The 17,151-nt window shown below is 60.9% G+C and carries 4 protein-coding genes; all 4 read right to left on the bottom strand.

From position 1 onward, the window contains the following. Nucleotides 1–12,939: two-partner secretion domain-containing protein (locus tag BM026_RS17910; RefSeq protein ID WP_093529608.1), on the bottom strand; the 12,939-nt coding region annotated here is incomplete at its 3' end. A gap of 33 nt (nt 12,940–12,972) precedes the next feature. Beyond that, on the bottom strand, nt 12,973–14,694 hold the full coding sequence (locus tag BM026_RS17905; protein WP_093529606.1) for a ShlB/FhaC/HecB family hemolysin secretion/activation protein: 1,722 nt from the start codon (nt 14,692–14,694) through the stop codon (nt 12,973–12,975). Nucleotides 14,695–14,877: 183 nt separating this feature from the next. After that, the gene (locus BM026_RS17900; protein WP_093529604.1) at nt 14,878–15,657 is read right to left on the bottom strand and encodes an IclR family transcriptional regulator; all 780 of its coding nucleotides are present in this window, start codon (nt 15,655–15,657) and stop codon (nt 14,878–14,880) included. A gap of 120 nt (nt 15,658–15,777) precedes the next feature. Further along, on the bottom strand, nt 15,778–17,094 hold the full coding sequence (locus BM026_RS17895) for an MFS transporter (protein ID WP_058424970.1): 1,317 nt from the start codon (nt 17,092–17,094) through the stop codon (nt 15,778–15,780). Nucleotides 17,095–17,151: the final 57 nt, after the last annotated feature.

Below are 17,151 nucleotides of genomic sequence, written 5' to 3'. Positions count from 1 at the left end.
AGCCATTTGCGTTTGACGCACGGTTTCGTCGGTATTGCCTTTGCCTTTGGATGACACCCAAAAAGCATTGTTATTGGACTTCTCGTGGCTTTCCTGATGAAGGTCCTTAACACCTTCAAACGTCACACTACCGCCACTGGCAATGGTCAGGTCATTGCCACTTTGCAACTTGGCAGCCTGGTACTTCTGATCACCCTGGCTCTGAATCGTAAGATCGCCACCGGTTTTAATTTCACTACCGATGTTGGTGACTTTAGTCACCTCATCACGCTGGGTTTTCTTGGTGCCCCAACTCCCCTTCTTCTTCATGTCATACAGCGAATAATCGCTGTCTTCTGCCGACAGCAGCGCCAATTTACCGCCAGCAACCAGGTATGCCTCGTCCCCCGCAGTGATCCGGCTGGCAATCATCGCCAGATCCTTACCCGCACCCAGCGATACATCCCCACCCGCACTCAGCGCGGTCGAAACCTGACTGACATGATCTTCCTGACGTTTCTCCTTTTTGCTTTTGCGGGAGGAATGTTCCTCATCTGCAGCCGAAGCCAGAATCAAATCACCGCCAGCACGCATGTTGATGTCGCGCTTGGCATCGATCTGACTGGCGATCGCTGCGATGTCTCGTCCCGCCTTGACATTCACATCGCGCCCGGCATCCACATCGGAGCCGTGTTGTGTGGCGCTGCTGGATTGCAGGCGCTTGCCCATATCCATCGCATTGCGTTCTTCGGCGGCGACTAAGCTGGCATCGCGCCCAGCGACAATGGTCGTGTCGCGACCGCTTTGCAGAGCACCACCGACACTGGCAAAGTCTCGCCCGGCGCCGATGTCCAGATCATTCGCCGCCTCAACCCGCGCAGCGCTGTCCACATAATCGCGATGCTGCGAATACCCCGCCCCTTTGTCATCCCAACCGGTCACGCTGCGCTCGTTGATCACATCGCCATTGATGGCGGTCAGCGTCACATCGCGCCCTTTGATGATGCCGCCGGCTTTGTTGACGATGTTGTTGCCCGCCAGCAGGTCCAGGCGGTTGCCTGCTTCGATCAGCCCGCTGTTGGTCACATCATTGGCGGCTTTGGCCGACAGGTTGTTGGTGGCGCGCAGGGTGCCGGCGTTGACCAGGTTTTCACCGGCAATCAGGTTCAGGTCGTTACCGGCGATCAAGGCTCCGGTGGGGGCAAGACGGTTATTGGCCTGGGCCAGGTACAGTACCGGCACCAGGACTTTTTCACCGTTCACTTCGTGCTCTTCCAGCCACACGATGTCATGCGTCAGCGCCGCGACCTGTTGTGAGGTGAGGCTGACGCCCATCGACAGGTTCAGTTGCTGCTTGCTGCTGATGGCGTTGTCCATCAAGTACTTGAACAGTTTTTCATCGGTGGCCTGGCCATCGATAAAGCGTTGCCCGGTGCGCGCTTGCACGGCCTGCTGAACCAGACGCTGTTCGTACAGGCCATCGCCCAGGCGCTTCCAGCTTGTGTCTGGGTTGTAGCCCAGGCCTTGCAGCAGGTAGTCCGAGCTCATGAATTGCTTGAGGTCGGTGAGTACCGGGTTGGTTTCGATCAGGTATTTGTGCGGCTGCGAGACGGCACGGCTGTCCGGCAGGCCCTGGACGCGGCTGATGGTTTGGCCGGCCAATGCCGTGGGCTGGTTGACGACGGGTGGTTGTATGTGACCGCCAGCGAGTACGTCCTGGACAGCCGGGGTAAGGCCGGGCAGTTGGGTCTCCGACGCAGCGATCGCCGCAACGTCGGTACTGCGCGCATTGGTCGACAAGCCCGGCACACTCAGATCAGGGAGAGCCCCGTCTGACGACGTATGCACAACCCTATCGCCTGGCGTGACGGCAGGCAGGCCGATGCCCGGCCGCGAACCATCGACCGCAGGCTGGGAAACACCCGCGGGATTGCGCGCGTCAATGCCGTCAACGCGGGTGATGTCGGCACCGTTGGTGCGTCCCGGCAGCCGGATTTGCACATCGGCGCTGCCTACACCGCCGGTATCGATGGCACTGGCGACCGCATTAAGCAAACCCGCTTCACGGGCAGCCACGGCGACCTGACGCGTGCTGGTGGCGACTTGCGCCGCTTCGCCGACTTGAATCACGCGGCCATGGGTGGATGGCAGCGCTTGCTGACGCTGGCTCGGATCGAGGCTGGCGCTGCCCAGCGTCCAATTCTGATTAACAGTGCCCGCCTGCCCCGTCGTGCCGCTTTGGCCACTTAAACGGAACAATCCGTTCTGCCCGCTGGGCAAACCGAAGCCCGGCAGGGTCAGGGGGTTGACCTGCTGTTGGGCAAGGTCGGGTGGCAACTGTGCATTGAGCACAACCACCTGGGTTTTATTGGCGCCTACGCCGGTGTCCAGCGAACGCCCACCCACCGCCTGCGCGGTCTTGATCACGTTGATGTTGTTGATGCTTTTACTGGCGGTGAGCGCAGCATTGCCACCGGCCTGAATAATCGCCGGGGCCACGACTTGGGTGCCGCCTTGTACGGCGATGGGCTGGTTGATACCGGGAAACAGCGACGGACTGAACCGCGCCATCAAGTCCGCAAACGCCGCCTCATCCACTGGCGAGCCCTGCGGGTGCGCGCGGTTATAGGCCTGCACCGCGGCGACCATCTGGTTGTACTGGCCCTTGGAGATTTTGGTAATACCGCCGTATTCCTGGCTCTGAGAACCGGAACCACCGGTAGCTGCCTGGTTGAGGATGTTTTCGCCAGTAATCGATAGGTCATTGGCGGCCGACACCACGCTGTAGCGGTTGGTGAAGTTCTGCCCGGTAACCACCATGTTGCGCCCGGCGCTAAGGGTGGCCGAAGGCGAGTCGATCTCAAGCACACTCGACACGGTACGGCTCAAGGTCACCGCAGGGCGTCGGTCACTCCAACCACCGCTGCAATGCTGGGTGCACCGAATGCCCACGCCCACGGACGTCAACTGCTGGTTGAGCTTGAATTTCTCGCGCTCGTTGATCACGTCGTTGGCCGCGATTCGGAGGTCGCCCATGCTCTCGATGCTGGCGGAAACGTTACGCACGCTCTGCGCCTGGGTTCCACCGGCTACACCCGCTACCGTGAGGTTGCCCAGGCTGTAGATGTCCGAATAGTTGTTGGTCAGGCTGCCCAGGTTGAAGGTCGAGTCCTGGCCGCTGAACAGGAATCCGCGTGCGCCGACACCGCTTGCAGCGTGATCGTTGAGCAGGCTTTGGGCCGTCAGCACCAGGTTTTGCGAAGCCCCCAACGTGCCGGTGTTCACAATGCTGCCAGCGTTGATGCGCAAGTCGCCGCTGGAGGTCAAACGCCCACGGTTGAGCAGTTGGCCCCCTGTGGTCAGTTGGGAAGTGCCACTGCCAGCCACGCTGGCGGTTTCATTCACGGTTATCTGCGCAGCGCTCAAGCCCAGGTTGCCCAGGCTGCTATAGCGCCCGTTACCGCCGTAGCTACCGGCCAGCGTCAGATTGGCCGTGCCGTCACTGGCGATCAGGCCGTCGTTGTTCCAGTTGCCGCCGTTGCCCGTCAGGCTGTCGGAGGCGAGTAACTGGCCGCTGGCGGTCTGGTTCAGGGTATTGACGTTGACCGTCAAGCGTCCGGCCTGGATCACGCTGCTGTTGGTCCAGCTGTCTGCGGCCAGGGTCAGGCCGCCACGGGTCACCAGGTTGCCGCCGGCATTGATCAGGTTGGCGGTGGCGATATCAAAAGTGCCGGTGCCGCCGTGCAACAGGCTCCCGCCCTGGTTCAGGAAGCCGCCGGCATTCAGGGTCAGGTCAGCGTTGGAGGTTTCCAGTCGACCATTACGGTTATCGAATGCACCGCCGAGCTGGAAGTTGGTTTTGCCGCTGCGGCCCAGCGCGCGCAGTTGCCCGCCTTGGTTGTCGACGCTGCCGCCCGTCACGCTCAAGGTATTGTCGCTTTCAATCACACCGCTGCGGTTGATCAGTGCGCTACCGGCGTTCAGCTCAACCGCACGACCTGCAATCTGCCCGGCGCTGTTGTCCAGTTGCACACCACTGACTCGCATCAAGCCGGTGGCATACGCCCCGCCATTGGCATTGGCGAAGTAGTTGGCGTTGACCACTGCATCGCCGGTCTGCGCAGCGATGAAGCCGCTCTGGTTGTCGAGGCGGTTGGCATTCAGGTTCAGGCTATGGGCCTGGAGCGTGCCGCCTTGGTTATTGAGGTCGCCGCTGATGTTCAGGCCCAGGCCGGTTTGACCCTGCACCTTGCCTTTGGCGTTGTTCAATCCCACCGCGGTCAACTGCACATCGGCGTCCTGGCTGTAGATCAGACCGTCGCTGTTGTTCTGCACGATACCGCTGCTGGTGATCGCTACGCGGTCTTTACCAGCGAGGGTGCCGCTGCCGCTGTTGTTCAGGCCACCGCTGAACAACGTCAACAGACTTTGGCTGATGATTTTACCCTTGGCGTCGTTGTTGACCTGCATCGCCCGTTGCAGCAACAAGGGGCCGGAACTGGCAATGCTGCCGCCGCTGTTGTTGAGGGTGCCGAGCAGGTTGAGGGTCAGGCGGCCGTTGGTGGCCAACGTGCCGCCGTTGTTGTTCAGGTCGGTGCCGACGACAGTCATCGCTTGTTGGGCGTTGATCGTGCCTTGGTTGATCAGCGTTGCCGCCTGCAGATCCAGCGTGTTGCCGCTTTCGATCAAACCGCCATCGACGTTGGTCAACGCACCGGCCACGGTGAGCGTTTGCCCGTCGCCACTGGACAGCACGCCTTTGCCACTGTTATCCAGACTGGCGGCACTGACGCCCAAACGGCCTTGGCTAACCAGCGCGCCTTCGTTGTTGTTCTGCAGCGCGCCACTCAGGCGCACGTCAATTGCACCGCTGCGGCTGGAGAGCGTGCCGTTGTCACGGTTGTCGAGGTTGTCACCCCTGACGTTCAGACCTTGCCAGCCGGACAGCAGGCCTCTTGCGGTGTTGTTCATCGTGGCCGCGTTGACAGTCAGCACTTGGCTGCTGATCAGCTTGCCGGCGCTGTTGTCCAGGCTGCGCGCCGTCAGAGCGAAGCTTTGCTGGCTGGAGATTTCGCCGCCTTGGTTATTCAGGTCACGCAGGTTTTTCAGGGTCAGCGGGCCGTTAGTCAGCAGCAGGCCGTTGCGGTTGTCCAAGTCGCTGTTGTTGAGGTCCAGGGTCATCCCCTGCTCGCCCACCACGCGGCCGCCCGCCAGTGCCAGAGCGTTGAGGTTCGCGGTCAACGCGCCTTTGGCCGAGACTTCACCGCCATTGCCCGTGTTGAGGCTGGCAGCGTTGAGGTTCAAGGATTGCTTGGCACTGATCAAGCCTTGGTCCTGGTTGCTCAGCAGGCCATCGCTGGTCAGTTGCAAGTCGCTGCGGCTATTGAGCGTGCCGCCACGGTTGTCGACGGAACCTGCGTGAGCGTCGAGGCTGGCGGCGCCGATCAGGCCTTTCAGGTTAGCCAGGGTTTGATTGACGCGCAGGGTCAGGCCCTGGTTACTCAGCAGCTTGCCGTTGCTGTTATCCAGGCTTTGCGCGGCCAAGGTGAAGGCTTGGGCGCTGGAGATTTCACCGCCCTGATTATTGACGCTACTGAGGTGGTTGAGCGTCAGTGGGCCAATAGCGTTGATCAATCCGCCTTGGTTGTTCAGTTGAGCGTTGTTCAGGTCGAGACTCAAACCCGCGTTGCTGAACAGCTTGCCGCCCTGCTGATCCAAACCGGTGACGCTGACGGTTAGCGCCTTGGCGCTGCCGATGCTGCCGCCGTTGTTCAACTGTGCGGTGGTCAGGGCCAGGGTATCGCCGCTGTTGAGGCGGCCGTTTTGGTTGTTCAGCTCTCCGGTGCTAACCGTGACCGGGCCTTTGCCGCTGATGATGCCTTGCTGGTTACCCAGATTGGCGCTTTGCAGGGTCAGGCCGCCGTCGGTAACCAGTTTGCCTTCGCTGTTGTTGAGGCTGTCGGTGACGGAGACGCTCAAGCCCTTGGCGCTGGACAGGCTGCCTTTGCTGTTGTTCAGGCTACGGGCCTTGACGGCCAACGCATCTTCACTGCTAAGCACACCTTGGCTGTTGTCGAAATCACCTGCGAGATCCAGCTTCAGCGATTCCTGGCTGAGCAGCTTGCCGCCGTTGTTATCCAGCGATGTGCCAGTCAGGATCAAGCGTTGGCCGTTGAGTTCGCCGAGGGTGCGGTTGATGAGTTGATCAACGGCAAGGTTCAACGTACCGCCTGCGAACACCACGCCCTTGTCGCTGTTGTTGAGTTGTTGGCCGGTGACGCTGACGTCGGCGTTGCCGGTCAATTCGCCGCTGCGGTTATCGACAGTCGCCACGTCGAGTTTCAGCGCTTTTGTGGCGCCTACCAGACCGTTGCGGTTATCGAGATTTGCGCCGCGCAGGTTGAGGGCGTCGGTGCTGATCAGCTTGCCGTTCTGGTTGTCGAGTTTGCTCGCGTTGATCATCGCAAGCGCCTTGCCCGCGATCTCGCCATTGCGGTTGTCCAGCGCTGCGCTGGTCAGCAACAAGGCACCGTCGGCGATCACGCTGCCACGTTGGTTATCGAACCATTCGCTGGCGCTGAGGGCGACATCGCCACGGCCACTGAGCAGGCCTTCGGTGTTGTCCAGGCGAGTGCTGCGGGCATCAAGGCTGGCGGCGTTGATATGGCCTTTGAGGTTGGCCAGCAGTTGCTCCACACGCAGGGTCAGTGCCTGGTTGCTGATCAGTTTGCCATTGCTGTTATCGAGGTTTTTTGCGACCAAGGTGAAGGCGTTTTGGCTGGAGATTTCGCCGTGCTGGTTGTTGACAGTGGCGAGGTTGTCGAGTGTCAGCAGGGGTGCGTTGATCACCCCTGCGTTGACCAGTTCGCCATTGTGCAGGTCAAGGTTGAGTTGCGTGGTGCTGACCAGTTCGGCGCCGCCCAGCTGCGTCAGGCCGGTAAGGCTGGCATTCATGGCGCCGACGCTGCCGATATGCCCGCTGTTGTTGAGCTGGGTGGCGCTGAGGTCGAGCTTGTCGGCGCTGATCACGCGGCCTTCGACGCCGTTGGTGAACAGTCCGGTGTTGACCGTCGCCAGGCCTTGGCTTTTGAGCAGGCCGTTGGTGTTCTCCAGGCTGGCACTGGTCAGTGTGAGGTTTTGGCCGCTTTCGACGGTGCCACCTTGGTTGATTAGCGCCGCTGCGCTCGCAAGGGTCAGCGGTCCTGCGCTGGATATCTTGCCGCGGGTGTTGTCGATGCGCTGGCCTGCCAGCTCCATGGAGCCTTCGCTGGTGAGCTTGCCGCCGGTGTTGTCCAGGCCTGCCTTCAGTTGAAGTGCCAAAGCACGCTGAGCGCCAACAGTGCCATCGGTGTTATCTAGAGCAGTGCCGGTAAGCCGAGCGTCCTGGGCAAAGATCAAGCCTTTGGCCTGATTGATCACCTCGGCCATGACCAATTCCAGCCCAGTACCGGCCAACAACTTGCCGCCGCTGTTATTCAGACGCGTGCCGCTGAAGTCGATGCTCTGCTGGCTGGAGATTTCCCCGCTGCGGTTGTCGGTACTGCCGACCTTGAGTTTCAGCACTTTTGTCGCGGCGAGCAGGCCGCCATCTCGGTTATCCAAGGTGTCAGCGTTGAGGCTCAGATTGCCCTGGGCGACCCACTGACCGCCCTGCTGATTCAGCACGCCAACCGTGGCGTCCAGATCATCCTGGCTGGCAATGCGTCCCTTGGCGTTTTCGACGGTATCGAGGGTCAGGCGTACCGGGCCAATCGCGCTGGTCAGGCCGTTCTGGTTGTTCAAGGACTGGCCGGCAAGCACCAGCGCCTGCTTGCTGTTTAGCACGCCTTCGCGGTTGTCGACTTGGCCGACATGCAGGTTCAGGCCCTGATTGGCGCGCACCGCTCCGCCACGGTTGTCCAAGCTATTGCTGCGCAGGGTCAGCAGGTTCTGTCCGGACAGGCGACCGGTGCGGTTGTCCACACTCCCAGCCTGGATGTCCATCACGCCTTTGGCGAGCACAGCACCTTTGGCTTGGTTATCAAGCAGGCCATCGACCTTCAGCGTCAGGCTGCCATCGGTCGCCAGGCTGCCGGACTGGCTGTTATCCAGGCTGGCCGCGGTCACGTTCAAACGCTGGCCGGCACCCAAGGTGCCGCCTTGGTTGGACAGCGCGCCGGTGGTGGTCAGGTCGAGGCTGATGTCGCCCATCACATGACCGTCGTTGCGGTTGTTCAGGGTCATCGCGTTGACCACTGTGGCGCCGCTGCTGGAAACTTCGCCGTCGTCGTTAAGCAGGTCGGCCCCCAACGTTAACGCGAGGTCTTTGGAACTGCTGAATACGCCGCTGGTGTTATCCAATCGTTCTGCTTGAGCAGTCAGGCCTGCCGCAGCAATGACGCCCTTGAGGTTGACCAGCGCTTGGTCGACTGTGAGGGTCAGCGCCTGATCGCTGAGCACATGGCCGTCGCTGTTATCCAGACTTTGCGCGGCCAGGACGAAGCTACGCTCGCTGGAAATTTCGCCGTGCTGGTTGGCGACGGAGGCGAGGTTTTTCAACAGCAATTGCCCTGGCGCGTGGATCAGGCCACCGGCGTTGTTGAGAACGCCGAGGTTCATGTCCAGGCTTAAATCGCGGGTGCTGTAGAGCTGGCCACCGTTGCGCTGATCCAGGCCGGTGAGGCTGGCGGTCAGTGCCTTGTTACTGGCGATATGGCCGTCAAAACGGTTATCCACCTGCCCTGCCGTCAGGTCCAGGAGATCGGCACTGGTCAGGCGCCCGCCGCTCTGGTTATTCAACGCGCCGGTCGTGATGCGCACCGCGCCGTCACCGATCATTTTGCCGCCGCTGTTGTCGATGCTGGCGCTGCTCACGGTCAACGCCATTGCGCTAAGCAGTTCGCCGCTGCGGTTGCTCAGAACGCCGTTGGTGCTCAGACTCAAAGCCGCGCCGCTGCTGAGGCGACCGCCGTCGTTGTTCAGTGTGGCGGTTTGCAGGGTTAGGCGCTTGTCACTGCGCACGGTGCCTTGCTGGTTGTTCAGTTGGTCGAGTTCCAGACTCAGTGCGCCGTTCGCCAGAAGGCGACCTTTGTGGCTGTTGTCGAACTGCCTGCCGTTAAATGACAGGTCGGAGAGGCTGGAAACTTCGCCGCCTTGGTTGTTCAGGTTATCAACCTTCATCACCAGCGACTGGCGTGCATTGAGCAAGCCACCCTCGCGGTTATCCAGCTGCGTGCCGCTTACCTGCATCGGCCCGGCTGCCGTTACGCTGCCGCCACGGTTATCGAATTGACCCATCGCCAGGTCCGCCTGCTCACCGCTGACAAAACGGCCGCCACGGTTGATCGCGATACCACGGGTGGTGACGTTAAGTAACCGATCCCCTTGCAACAGCCCCTGGCTGTTATCCAGGCTCATACTGCTCAAGGTGGTGGTAGCACCGACGATTTCACCGTGGCGATTGTCAAGGGCCGTGTCGACGGACAGCGTCAGATCATCGCGGACTTTGAGCTGGCCTTCGGCGTTAACCAGGCTGTTTGCGTGCAGGTCTAACCCCGTGGCGGCGACCAAGCCTTTGGTGTTATCCAACGCGTTGGCAACGCGCACCACAAGCCCTTGCTCGCTGAGCAACTTGCCGCCCCGGTTGTCGAGGCTGCCTGCGGTAAACACCAGGGCCTGGGCACTGGAAATTTCCCCGCCCTGGTTATCAACACTGCTTAAGTTGCTCAGTAGCAGCGCACCCGGCGCATGAATCAAACCGCCTTGGTTGTTCAGATGGCCGTGGTTCAGGTCCAGGGCTACACCCGCCTGGCTGTGGATATTGCCTTTGGCGCTATTGTCCAGGCTTGCCGTGCTCACCTGTAATGGGCCGGTTGCGCTGAACAGACCGGCCTGGTTCAGCAGATACGCACTGATCAACGCGGTAAGGCGACCGTCGCTGGTCAGCTTCCCGCCACTGTTGTCCAAGCGCGTCGCGTTGATGTCCATCGCCTGCCCGGCGAACAGCGTGCCCTGGCGATTGTCGATCAGGCCCACGCTGTTGAGCGAGAGCATCGCGTCGCCTTGCAGCAGGCCCTCGCGGTTATCCAGCGACGCACTGTTGAGCGACAGCGTGCGCGCCAACAGCTTGCCACTGCGGTTATCCAGTGCGCCGTCGATCTGCGCGATCAAGCCATCGCCGGCGCTGAGCGTGCCACCTTGGTTAGTCAGGCTGGCGGCGCGCACGTCCAGGGTTTTAGCCGAGATCAAGCCTTGCGTGTTATCGAGTGCGTGGGCGATGCGCACGGTCAAACCCTGCTCGCTGAGGAGCTTGCCGTGGTGGTTATTCAGGGTGTCCGCGGCCAGGGTGAACGCCTGGGTGCTGGAAATTTCGCCGCCCTGGTTATCGACGCTGGCGAGGTTGCTCAGCAGTAATTGGCCTGGGGCGTTGATCGTGCCACCCTGGTTGATCAAATGACCGTTATTGAGATCGAGGCGCACATCCCCCTGGCCGAAGAATCGGCCATCGTTGTGCTGATCCAGACCACCGACGCCAGCATTCAGCATTTGGCCCGCACTGATGCGGCCGCCCTCGCTGTTATCCACCTGGCCAGCGCTCAAGTTGAACGCGACATCACCGCGCAAGGTGCCACGCTGGTTATTCAGCGGGCCGCTCGATTGCACAGTGAGGTTATGGGCGACAAGCGTGCCTTGTTGGTTATCAAGGCGACCCAGGTTGAGGCGTGCATCACCTTTGGCGGCAAACAGACCGGTCTGGTTGAGCAATTGCCCGGTGATCGCCGCGACCAACGCGCCGTCGCTGGTGAACGTGCCTGCGCTGTTGTCCAGGCGGGATGCATTGAGGGTAGCGGTTGCACCTGCCGCCAATGTCCCGCGCTGGTTGGACACCGCGCCGCTGTTGAGCACCAGGGCGCGATCACCTTGCAGGCGGCCGCGCTCGTTGTTCAGTTCACCGGTGGTGGACGCAAGGTCGGTTGCCAGAAGCTCGCCGGTTCGGTTATCCAGCAGACCTGTGATGTTCGTCGTTAGATGATTACGTGCGCCGAGCTTGCCGCCCTGGTTGTTCAGGCTCGCGGCGTTGATGTCGAGGTTCGACGCCGAAACCAGGCCCAAAGCAGTGTTCATCGCTCCGGCGATACGCAGGGTCAAGTCTTGGTCGCTGAGCACTTTACCCGAGCCGTTGTCGAGGCTATTGGCGGCCAGGAGGAATGACTGCGTGCTGGAGATTTCGCCTTGACGGTTATCGACGGTCTTGAGGTTGTTAAGGGTCAATTGACCGCTGGCGTTGATCAGACCGTTACGGTTATCCCAGTGCCCTTGGTTGAGATTCAACGTCAGAGAGTCTTGGCTGTTGAGCGCGCCCTTTTGACTGTTGTCTAGAGCGCCGGTATTGACCTGCACTGACTGACGCGCTGCAATTCGACCGCTCTGGTTATTGACCAGACCTGATGCGTTGAGGCTCAACGATTGACCTGCCGACACCAGGCCCGCCACATTGTCCAGCGCTGCCAATTGCAGCACGACTTGAGCCTGGCTCGACAGCTCGCCACTGCGGTTGATCAGTTGCCCGATGCCCGCCGTCAAGTTGCCCGTGCTGGTGACCAATCCGCCTTGGCTGTTGAGCAGTTGATTGGCGTCGATTCCCAGGTTGCCCGCGCTGAGGATGCGGCCCTGGTTCTGGTTGTCCAGAGTCGACGCGTTCAGTTGCGCATCGCGTTGAGCGCTCAAGGTGCCACCCTGGTTGGCCAGGTTGCCCGTGTTGATGGTCAAGTCACGGCTGGCGATCACCGTTTTGCCGCTGTTGTCGATGCCATTTGCTTTTAAGCGCACATCGCCTTGGGCATTGCGGCTGTTATCCGCGTTGACGCCCGCTTCGATGATCCCGTTGTTGGTCAACCGCCCAGCAGCGTCCAGTGTGATGCTGTCCCTGGCCGCCAGGGTTTGCTGATTGGTCAGTGCGCCTTGGGTGGTCACCGACAAGGCAGTACCGGCATACACGGCGCCCTTGGCCTCTACGCTGGTTGCTTTGACCGCCACTGCCGTACCGGCCGAGGTCTGGCCCATGACCACATTGCCCGCTGCATCAATCTGGATATCACCACCGGCGACCATGTCCCCGGATAGTTTCACCCCTACGCCGGCCTCGGTCCCCACCAACTTGACCGCACCCACATACATGCCGCCCAGCGCCGACGAGTCAATCGCCAGGTCCGGTGCCTTGCTGCCGTCCGCCGCACGCGCCGTCGCATTCAACGTGAGCGCGTCCACATCGTTGCGCCCCGCCACGATGGTGAGCTTTTTAGCCTGGATCTGCGCATTTATGGTGGTGGCGCGGGTGATGATTTCGAACTGATCGACGTTACTGGCGTTCAGGCCGGTGCCTTCGATGGCGACGTTGCCCTGATCCACTTGGTAGCGGCTGATCTGGCCGTTTTCAATGACCGCCTTGCCCGTGGTGAGGGTGGCTTGAGGGGTGTTGATAAAGCCGCAACCGTTGCAACTGATGCCATAGGGGTTGGCCACAATCACATGGGCCGACTGCCCCGCCACTTCGGTGTAGCCACGCAATTGGCTGGGGCTGCCGCCATTCACCTCGTTGAGGATGACACTGGCGGCGCTGCCATTGAAGTTTGGGTTACCCACGATGATGCCACCCAGTTGGGTGGACTGGGTCCGGCTGGTCGCGTTATTGAGAATGACCCCGTTGGCGCCGACGTTGTAGTCGTGGAATTGGTTGTGCGATAGCCCGTTAGCGTTGGGCGCAGCGATGTTGACGATCGGAACGCCGTTACCCGCCTGCCCAAGGCTCGTACCCGGTCCGCTCACGGCAATGCCGTCCGCCTGAGCCAGCAGGGGCTGCCAGAACATGGCGTTCGCCAGTACCAACGCCAACCCGCGCTTGGGCAAGCCCAGGAAGGTAGAACGGCTTTTCAAGGCAGCAGAAGGTTGGCGCGCAAGAAAGGCGAACTGGCAAACGTCCATGTCATGTCCCGATGCCCAAAGGGCGGTAAAAAATTAAAGGAAGAAATCCATACGGAAGTAGATCGGCGCTTCACGTTCAGTGATCGGCCCCGGTCGTTCCAAAGAGTGTGCAAAGGTCACCGTGGCCGCGACGTTCTTGCCGCGTGCAAACAGTTCCAGGGAATTGCTGGTCATGCGCCCATGCTGTTCGGCGTTGTAGCGACCGTGGCGGATCACGCCCTGGTCGTAGCCGAGGCTGGTGCCGTATTCGCTGAACACCGGCTGCATCCAGGCCCAGGTCACCGGGCGGCTCCAGCGCAAATCGTTGCGCCAGTAGCCGCCGCTGTCGCCGGACAGGCTTTGATCCTTGTAGCCGCGAATCGAGGACTGCCCACCCAGGCTCATGCGTTGCGGGCTGAACAGCACGTCTTCGCTGCGTTGGCCGGTCATCAGGCTGCTGAAGCTGAATGACTCGCCCCACAACTTGAACGGGTACAGGTAGCTCACTGTCGCGGTGTATTTGCGGTAGCGCGCATCGGCCTGGCCGGGGCGTGGGTTGTGGTTGGCCTGGGCGTCGAAAGCGCCAATGCCGTCCTGCATGCCCAGGTCGATGTTGAGGAATGAACCGCCGATGCGCCGGCCGTGGTTGATGCCAAACTGGGCTTCGCTGAGGCGGTTGCTGCTCAGGGCGAGCTTGCTGTCTTCGATGAAGTTGTTGGTGCGCAGGTAGGCCACGCCGGTGCTCAAAGAAGTCTTGCTCAGGGCGTCGCGGTGGACGACCCGCTCCAAGTGCAACTGGTGGCTCTGGCTGTCACCGGACTGCTTGAAGTTGAAGCCGCTGGCCTGGGCCAGGGAGCGGTATTCAGTCTCGCTGTAGCTGTAATTGAGGTTCCACCAGCCAAACGGCAGGTTGTAGTTGAGCATCGAGTTGCGCGAGGTCTTCTGGTGGTCGCTGACGGCATCGTGGCCGCCGCGCACGGAGAGTTGGTCAGCCAGACCGAGAGGGTTATCCCAATCCAGGCTGGCGCCCCACTGCTGCTCGCCAGTGGCGCGCTGGCCGCCGTTGTGACGCGACAGGCCGACGCGCCAGGGTTTCTGCGGGGTGTTTTTGACCAGCACTTCGCTGCCGCCTACTTCTTTGCCAGGAGCCAACTCCATCTGGGCCTGGTTCGAGGGCAGACGATTCAGTTGATCCACCATCTGCTCGATTTCACGCAGGTTGAGCAATTCACCCTTTTTGCCTGGAAAACTCATCGCGAGTTGCCGGTCGGTGATGCCGCTGCCCTGCTCGCCCTTCAATCCTTCGAGCCTGCCTTCGACTACCTGGATCTTGAGCACGCCGCTGGAGAGGTCTTGTTGCGGCAGGTAGGCACGGCTGGTGACCAGTCCTTTGGCCAGGTAGTGGTCGGTGATGACCTTGAGCACCTCATTGAGTTGCGGTACGCCCAGGCATTGCCCGATGTAGGGCTGGATCAGCGCGTTGCGTTCGCGTTCAGACAGCGCGTCGGCACCGGTGAGTTCGATGGCCTTGATGGCGAAGCAGCGGGTGTCAGCAGGCGCCGTCGGTTTGGCAGGAGCGACGGCTTTACCAGGCAGGTCCTTGAGTTCGTCGAGGCGGCGTTGTTGCTCTTGAAGCAGACGATCCTGGCGATCACGGATCAGATCAGTGACGCCCGGGGTGCTCTGTGGGGTCGCGCCTTGGGCCATCCCGGCGAAGCCCAGGCAAAAACAAGCGGACAGCAGGCCGAGCCTGGTCCGGCGTACCAAACGCCACATTTCTAGATCCCTCTATATGGCGTAGTGCCATCAATGAGCGGCGATCTTAAGATGGCGATATAGTGGCGTCAATTAAATGTACAACTTTGTACCACTACCGACTCCAAGAGAGTGGGTATTGCCGGCCTTGGGTGGGCCGACTGCTGCCTCTCACAACATCAGCCCTAAGCGGTCGCTCGCCGGTTAACGACGGACCATCGATTCGCCCAGACGTGTCAGAGCTGCACGTAGCTCTCGGTCACTACCGCCTAGCGCATTGCTGGCGATGGCTGCGTTTCTTAACAGGATCGACGCCGCATGTTCGATGTGTTCCTTGAGCAGACGGTCGGACGGACCGGACAAGGTCAGCGCCCCTTTCAACTCATGGCCCATGGCAAACACCGGCACTGATACGGCGGTAGTTTCCGGGTCCCGCTCGCCGAAGGAACAGGCCCAGAAGCGTTCGCGGACCTCGGTCAATGCAGGCTCCGCATCGTGGGAAAAGGCCCGAAGGATCTTGCCTGACGCTCCGGCCTGCAACGGAAAGCGCGCGCCTTCCAGCACCGAAACCCGCACCGCACGCTTGGGCTCGACCCGAAACAACACGACGCGGCTGCCGTTTTCCAGCACGTAGAACGAAGAGGTTTCACCGCTTTCCTCAGTGATCGACTCCAGCAAGGGGTGAATCACGTCACGCAGTCGGAACGAGGTCTGGTACAGCTGCGACAACCGCAGAGGCTCAGGGCCGACCGAGTAACGACCATCGGTGAGGCGACGGACGAACCCGGCTTTTTCCAGCGAGGCGATCAGGCGCAGGATGGTGCTTTTGTACAACCCCGTCCGCCGCGCGATTTCGGCCAGGGCCAGACAGTCCTGCTCGATGCTGAAGGCCGACAAAATAGCAAATGCGCGGTCGACGGCAGCCACGCCGCCTTCGGCATTGGCGGCCTGGTCGGAAAGGTTTTTTTCAGATTCGGTAGTCATAGACACTCATTGTCGATTCGTCGCTCGCAGGCGGCGGATGATTCGCAAACCACCCCGCCAACCCGCAAGACAATATCAGAGCCGCCCGATCCCTTCTGAAAAAAGTGCAGCCGCTGCTCACTACTCGCGCAGGAAGAAGCGAAGCGAGACGACCATTGCTGCGGCAACGAACATGATGCAGCCCATGACCATCAGACCTGCGGTGAACGACCCGGTGTAGTCCTTCAAAAAGCCCATCAGGTAAGGCCCGACAAACCCGCCAAACGCGCCAATGGAATTGATCAGTGCGATTCCACCCGCTGCGGCTTGCCCGCGCAGGAACTTGCCCGGCAAAGTGTAGAAAATCGTCTTGCCAGCGATCGTGCCGATCAGCGCTAAAGTGATCCCTGCCAGTGCCGGAACCAGCGCGTCCATTCGCAGCGCCAGGATTAACGCAAAGCCTGCCAGCAGCATGGCCACGGTCAGGTTGAAAATGCCTTTGCCGGTACGGTCCACATGTTTGGCCCAGATCAGTAGCGCTACAGTGGCAAAGAAGTACGGAATGGCCGCAACCCAGCCGATCATGCTGACTTCGACACCATGGGCCTTGAGCATCTGCGGCAACCAGATACCAATGCCGTAGGAGCCCAGGGTGAAGCTGAAGGTGATCGAGCTGAGAATCCACACGCGTGGGTCTTTGAGTGCGGCCTTGAAGCCATGGCTGTGCTGACCTTTGCTCTGCTCTTCGGCGAGCATGCCGGTCAGCACATGGCGTTCTTCGGCGGTCAGCCATTTGGCCTCGGCCGGGTGGTTGGTCAGCACCTTCAAGGTAATCAAACCGAGGATGCACGCTGGCACCCCTTCGATGAGAAACATCCATTGCCAACCCGCAAGCCCGAGCAAACCGTGCATCTGCAACAGCCAGATCGACAGCGGCCCGCCCACCAGAAACGAGATCGGCGTGGCCACGGTAAACCAGGCCAACACCCGCGTGCGGTATTGCGCGGGGAACCACAGGGTAAGGAAGAAAATCACGCCGGGAAAGAAGCCGGCTTCAGCGATGCCGAGGATCAAGCGCACAATATAGAAGCTGTACGGCCCGACGATCATCGCGGTGGCGGCAGCGGCCAGGCCCCAAGTGATCATGATCCGCGCCATCCACAGGCGGGCGCCGAAACGGTACATCGCCAGATTGCTCGGCACTTCGCACAGGCAGTAGCCGAAGAACATGATGCCCGCGCCAAGACCGAACTGCGTGGCGGTCAGGCCCAACTGCTCGGTCATCTGCAACGCGGCGTAGCCGACGCTGGTGCGGTCCAGGTAATTGAAGAAATACGCCAGCGCGAGCAAGGGGATCAAGCGCCAGGCGGCCTTGTGCAGGACGCGGGTCTGTTCGGCATCCAGGGAGCGCACGCTGCTGATATCGCTGCTGTGCGGGGGTGTCGTGACGATGGCCATGACGGGTTTCCTCAGCATTTATTTTTATAAGGCTGACGGCGGGAATGTCCGTCAGCT

Origin of the sequence: Pseudomonas sp. NFPP24 (assembly GCF_900112095.1) — a bacterium.
GTDB lineage: Bacteria > Pseudomonadota > Gammaproteobacteria > Pseudomonadales > Pseudomonadaceae > Aquipseudomonas > Aquipseudomonas extremorientalis.
The sequence above is the reverse complement of the archived record's forward strand: the minus strand, read 5'-3'. Positions and strand labels throughout refer to the sequence as shown.